Consider the following 230-nt stretch of genomic DNA (forward strand, 5'->3'; position numbering starts at 1 on the left):
ACCCAGCACCGAGCAATATGCGCTGCTTCGCGATTATCTCGACGCGCGCCACCGTTCAGGCGGCATGTCGGACATGACCGTGCCTGACTATGCGATGATGGTTGAAGATACCCATGTCAACACGCAGATCATCGAGTATCGCCGTCGCGGCCCCGACAGTTTTGTCGACCCGAAAGGCGATGGCGAGCTGATCGCCGTGGCACTGACCGGTGTTCGTCCCGGTGATCGTC

At 60.0% G+C, this 230-nt stretch carries 1 protein-coding gene; it reads left to right on the forward strand.

Annotated features, from left to right (window positions below):
- The coding region (locus tag HWD93_RS18970) for a hypothetical protein (protein ID WP_261647665.1) at positions 1 to 230 on the forward strand (230 nt) is incomplete at both ends.

The sequence above is a fragment of the Curtobacterium sp. C2H10 genome (assembly GCF_025407985.1).
In the GTDB taxonomy this organism is placed as follows: Bacteria; Actinomycetota; Actinomycetes; order Actinomycetales; family Microbacteriaceae; genus Curtobacterium.